Origin of the sequence: Streptomyces sp. YIM 98790 (assembly GCF_011421595.1) — a bacterium.
Lineage (GTDB): Bacteria > Actinomycetota > Actinomycetes > Streptomycetales > Streptomycetaceae > Streptomyces.
In genome coordinates this window covers 1-4,722 of sequence record NZ_WTLH01000295.1, presented here as the reverse complement: position 1 = coordinate 4,722, position 4,722 = coordinate 1, and the positions used below count along the sequence as shown (strand labels likewise).

Annotated in this window: 3 protein-coding genes and 1 rRNA gene; 3 read left to right on the top strand and 1 reads right to left on the bottom strand. The window is 74.8% G+C overall.

From position 1 onward, the window contains the following. Positions 1–90 precede the first annotated feature (90 nt). Positions 91–207: ribosomal RNA gene (gene rrf, locus GQS09_RS26945) — 5S ribosomal RNA — on the top strand. Positions 208–1,155: 948 nt separating this feature from the next. Next, positions 1,156–2,082, top strand: coding sequence for a tetratricopeptide repeat protein (locus tag GQS09_RS28800; RefSeq protein ID WP_243761835.1), 927 nt, complete (start codon positions 1,156–1,158; stop codon positions 2,080–2,082). Between the two features lie 84 nt (positions 2,083–2,166). Here the strand turns inward: GQS09_RS28800 and GQS09_RS26935 are convergent, their stop codons facing one another. Continuing rightward, on the bottom strand, positions 2,167–3,456 hold the full coding sequence (locus GQS09_RS26935; protein ID WP_165990144.1) for a DUF1015 family protein: 1,290 nt from the start codon (positions 3,454–3,456) through the stop codon (positions 2,167–2,169). Positions 3,457–3,599: 143 nt separating this feature from the next. Here GQS09_RS26935 and GQS09_RS26930 point away from each other — a divergent pair, with 143 nt between their 5' ends. Then, on the top strand, positions 3,600–4,679 hold the full coding sequence (locus GQS09_RS26930; protein WP_165990143.1) for an HAD hydrolase-like protein: 1,080 nt from the start codon (positions 3,600–3,602) through the stop codon (positions 4,677–4,679). Positions 4,680–4,722: the final 43 nt, after the last annotated feature.

The following is a 4,722-nucleotide window of genomic DNA, read 5'->3' as shown; positions in this document are numbered from 1 at the left end:
GGTGAGAAACAGTTGTGCTAAGTGAAGAGTGTGCTTGTTCGCTTGGACTGTTTTGGGTATTCCGCCGGTGGTGGAGTTGTCCGAAAGAGTTTCGGTGGTCATAGCGTGAGGGGAACGCCCGGTTACATTCCGAACCCGGAAGCTAAGCCTTGCAGCGCCGATGGTACTGCACGGGGGACCGTGTGGGAGAGTAGGACGCCGCCGAACGATTATTGAGGGGCCCTGGTCCCCAGCGTTCACGCTGGGGACCAGGGCCCCTTTCGTTTGAGTATGTGAAAGACAGGAGTCGCGTCGATGTCCAACTCTTCCGAGGAACGGCCGGAGAGGGGTCGGCGGCCGGACCGCTCCGACCGTCCGGGGCGGCCGCAGCGTGCGGAGCGGCCTGCGGGCCGTGGCCGCAGGGACGGTGAGCGCGACTTCCGTGGCCGCGATGAGCGGAGGGACGGGCGCCGCGGTGGCGGTGAGCGACGGGACGGGTATCGACCGTCGCCATCCCGCGAGGACCGGCCGAGGGGCGGGGACCGGCCGTACGGCGAACGCCGCAGCGGTGGTGACCGTTGGGGTGAGCGCCGCGAGGCCAGGCGTGAGGAGCGGCGCTGGGAGCGCCGCGACGACCGGCCGGGCTTCCGGCGTGACGAGCGGCGTGACGAGCGGCGGGGTGAGCGGCGTGCCGGCCGGTGGGATGACCGGCGCGACGACCGGCCGGGCTTCCGGCGGGATGACCGGCATGAGGGCCGGCGCGACGACCGGCCCGGCTTCCGGCGTGACGAGCGGCGGGATGACCGGTGGCGTGACGAGCGGAGGGGTTCCTACGGTGAGCGTCGGCCGGTACGCCGTGAGGACCGCTGGGATGGGCGGCGCGATGAACGCCGTGATGGCCGGCGGGATGAGCGGCGTGGTGGTGGCTGGTCCGGCGGCGGGCGTGAGGAGCGCCGTGAGTACCCGAGGGCGGAGCGCCGGGACGAGCGCCGGGAGTACCGCCGCGACCTGCGCCGGGACGACCGGCGCAGTGGTCCTCCTGGTACCCGTGGCCGGGACGGGCGGCGGAGTGACCGTCGCGACGGGCGGCCCGGGGAGCGGCGGGGCGGGTACCGGGGTGGACCCGAGGACCGGGACAGGCGTCCGCGCCAGCAGGACCGCGAGTACGTCCGGCGGATGCCGATCCCGGACGACGTCACCGGTGGCGAGCTGGACCGGGACGTCCAGCAGGAGCTGAAGGGCCTGCCGAAGACGCTGGCCACCGATGTGGCCCGGAACCTGGTCATGGTGGCGCGGCTGCTCGACGAGGACCCGGAGCAGGCCTACGGGTACGCCAGGACCGCGCTGCGGCTGGCCTCTCGGGTGGCCGCGGTCCGGGAGGCGGCCGGCTTCGCGGCCTACGGCGTGGGCAAGTACGCCGAGGCGCTGGCCGAGTTCCGTGCGGCACGGCGGATGACCGGCTCGGTCCACCTGTGGCCGATGATGGCGGACTGCGAGCGCGGGCTGGGCCGCCCGGAGCGGGCGCTGGCCATGGCGGGCGCGCCGGAGGCCAGCCAGCTGGACAAGGCCGGCCGGGTGGAGATGCGGCTGGTGGCCGCGGGCGCGCGGCGCGACATGGGGCAGCCGGAGGCGGCCGTGGTGACCTTGCAGACGCCGGAGCTGACCTCCGGCGCCCAGCAGGCGTGGAGCGCGCGGCTGCGCTACGCCTACGCCGATGCCCTGCTGGAAGTGGGGCGGCTGGAGGAGGCGCGGAAGTGGTTCGCCAGGGCGGTGGAGGCCGATCAGGAGGGGGCCACGGATGCCTCCGACCGGCTGGCCGAACTCGACGGTGTGGAGTTCGTCGATGCCCTGGAGCCGGATTCCGAGTCCGAGTCCGAGTCCGATTCCGAGGCCGGTCCAGAGGCCGGGGCCGGGGCTGAGCCCTGGGCCGAGCCACCGGCCGAGCGGGAGGAGCCGGGGCCGGGCGGGCTGCGCGGCGACGAGTTCGAGATGGACGAGGAGCCGGGGCTGGGCGAGGAGTTCGAGGCCGGGATGAGGGCCAAGGACACCGAGACCGGCGACGACACCGGCGAGAGGAACGGCGGAGGCCGCGGGGAGCGGTAGCCGGGCGGGTCGGCGGCGAGGGGCGGGAGCATGTGGCCGGCTTCCGCACCGCGCCCGCCCCCCACCCGCCCCGGCGGGCCGCTGTCAGCCGTCGTAGAGGCTGCGCAGCAGCAGGCCGGTGGCCGGTTTGGGGCCGAAGGACGTGGACTTCTGCGGCATGGGCACGCCGTGCTCGGCCAGTGACCGGACGGTGGTCTCGGACACCGGGCGGAGCAGGACCGCGGACCCGCCCCGGGCCTCGGCACGGGCCACGGCGGCCTCGGCCTCGTGCAGGTACTCGACCTGCGAGGGGGTCTCGGGCACCTGCCACAGGGTGCGGAGGAGGGTGCTGTGCAGTACGGCCGCGTCCAGCCGCCGCCAGGCCGGGGGCCGGTCGGCCGGGACGGTGCGGGCGAGCAGGGCGGGGTCCGGCCGGTCCAGCAGATGGAACCGTCCGCCGCCGGCCAGCAGGAACGCGTTGCCGTCCTCGGGCCGGGCGGATTCCAGGGTGCGCAGGGCCTGGTCCAGGTCGCCGGTGCCGAGGGCACGGGTCCGGAAGGCGCCGTGCAGGCGGACCAGGGCGTCGGCCGGGGACAGCCGCGGCAGCACCCGGTGGATGGCCCGTACCGACAGCGGGTGGCGGGTGGTGTCGACCAGCAGGACCAGTCCCCGGTCCCAGGGCGCGGCGTGGCCGTGTTCGGCGGCCAGCCGGAGATAGGTGGCCCAGCGGTGGTGGCCGTCGGCGATCAGCGCGGTGCACCGGGCCAGGCCGGAGCGCACGCGCCGCTGGCCGTCCGGGTCGGTGACGGCCCACAGCCGGTGCGAGAAGCCGTTCTCGGTGGTGATGTCGAGCAGCGCCGGTGTGGCCGTGGTCTGTTCGATCACGGCGGCGGCGCCGTCCGGGTCGTCCGCATCGGCGTGGTAGGAGAGCAGCAGGGGTTCCAGATTGGCGGCGGTTTCGCGCATCAGGCCGGCCCGGTCGGTCACCACCTCCGGCATGACCTCCTCGTGCGGCAGCACGATGTGCTTCTCGGGCGGGGTGAGGCGGAGGGCGCCGATGATGCCGCGTTGCAGGATGCCGCCGCTGCGCTGCTCGTAGACGTACAGGGCGGGGGTGGGGTCGGGCGCCAGGACGCCGTCGCGCCGCCAGCGGGCCAGGGTGTCGGCCGCGCTGCGGTGCCGGTGGGCGGGCGACGGGTTGCCGTTCTGCGGCAGGATCAGGCGGACGATGTTGTACGGGTGGGAGGTGTGGAGGTGGTTCCAGCCTTCCGGGCGGACCACGACGTCGTAGGGCGGGGAGGTGACGGCGGCCAGTTCCCTGACGCGTTCGGGGACGTAGCGCAGTGCTCGGAACGGAGCCAGGTCCAGGCCCCCTGTCCGGACGGTGGTACGCATTCCGGCATGGTAAGCCGGTGATCGCGCGGAGCCCGGGCCGGGGGCGCTCGGCGGCGTGCGCGATGATCGGTGAGGAATGAACGGGACCGGTCCGGGGTGCTTCGGGACCGGTCCGGAGCGACGTGAGCAGAGGCGGGAGCCACATGGCCGCTGACAGCAGGGGGAACGCCGCCGCGGAGCCGGCGGCGCAGGAGAGCGGCGGGCCGCGCCGTGCCCCGCAGGGCACCGGACGGCCGCTGAGCGAGCTGTACGACACCGCGCTGCTGGATCTCGACGGGGTGGTGTACGCGGGCGGCTCGGCTGTGCCGCACGCCGTGGAATCGCTGGTGGTGGCCCGGGACGGCGGGATGCGGCTGGCGTATGTGACCAACAACGCGAACCGTACGCCGGAGGCGGTGGCGGATCACCTCACCGGGCTGGGGCTGCCGGCCGGTGCCGAGGAGGTGGTCACCTCGGCGCAGGCGGTGGCCAGGCTGATGGCCGATCAGCTTCCGCGGGGCGCGCGGGTGCTGTGCGCGGGCGGTGAGGGGCTCCGGACGGCGCTGCGTGAACGCGGGATGGTGCCGGTGGAGTCGGCGGACGACGACCCGGTGGCGGTGGTGCAGGGGTACGGCGGTCCGGGCATGACGTGGGGCCGGGTGATGGAGGCGGCGATCGCGGTGAACCGCGGGCTGCCGTGGTTCGCGTCCAACACCGATCTGACGATTCCCGGCGAGCGGGGTATCGCGCCGGGCAACGGCGCGCTGGTGGAGGCGGTGCGCATCGCCACCGGCCGGACCCGTGAGCCGCAGGTGGCGGGGAAACCGCTGCCGCCGATGCACCGGGAGACGGTTCTGCGCACCGGGGCGCGGCGGCCTCTGGTGGTCGGTGACCGGCTGGACACCGACATCGAGGGCGCGTTCCACGCGGGCGTCGACTCGCTGCTGGTGCTGACCGGGGTCACGGATGCCGCGCAGCTGCTGGCGGCCCGGCCCGAGCACCGGCCGTCGTATGTGGCGGCTGATCTGCGCGGGCTGCTTTCCGCCCAGCCGGAGGTGGCGGCGGACGGCGACGGCTTCCGCTGCGGTGGCCGGTGGGCGGCGGTGCGGGACGGTGCGCTGGAGCTGTCCGGTGCGGGGGATGCCGTGGACGGGCTGCGGGCGCTGTGCGCGGCGGCCTGGTCGGCGGGGGACAACGGGCGGCCGCTGGAGGCGGACAAGGCGCTGGCGCGGCTGGGGCTGTGAGCCGCGCGGCCGGGGGCAGGCGCGGCGGCGGGGCGGTGGGCGG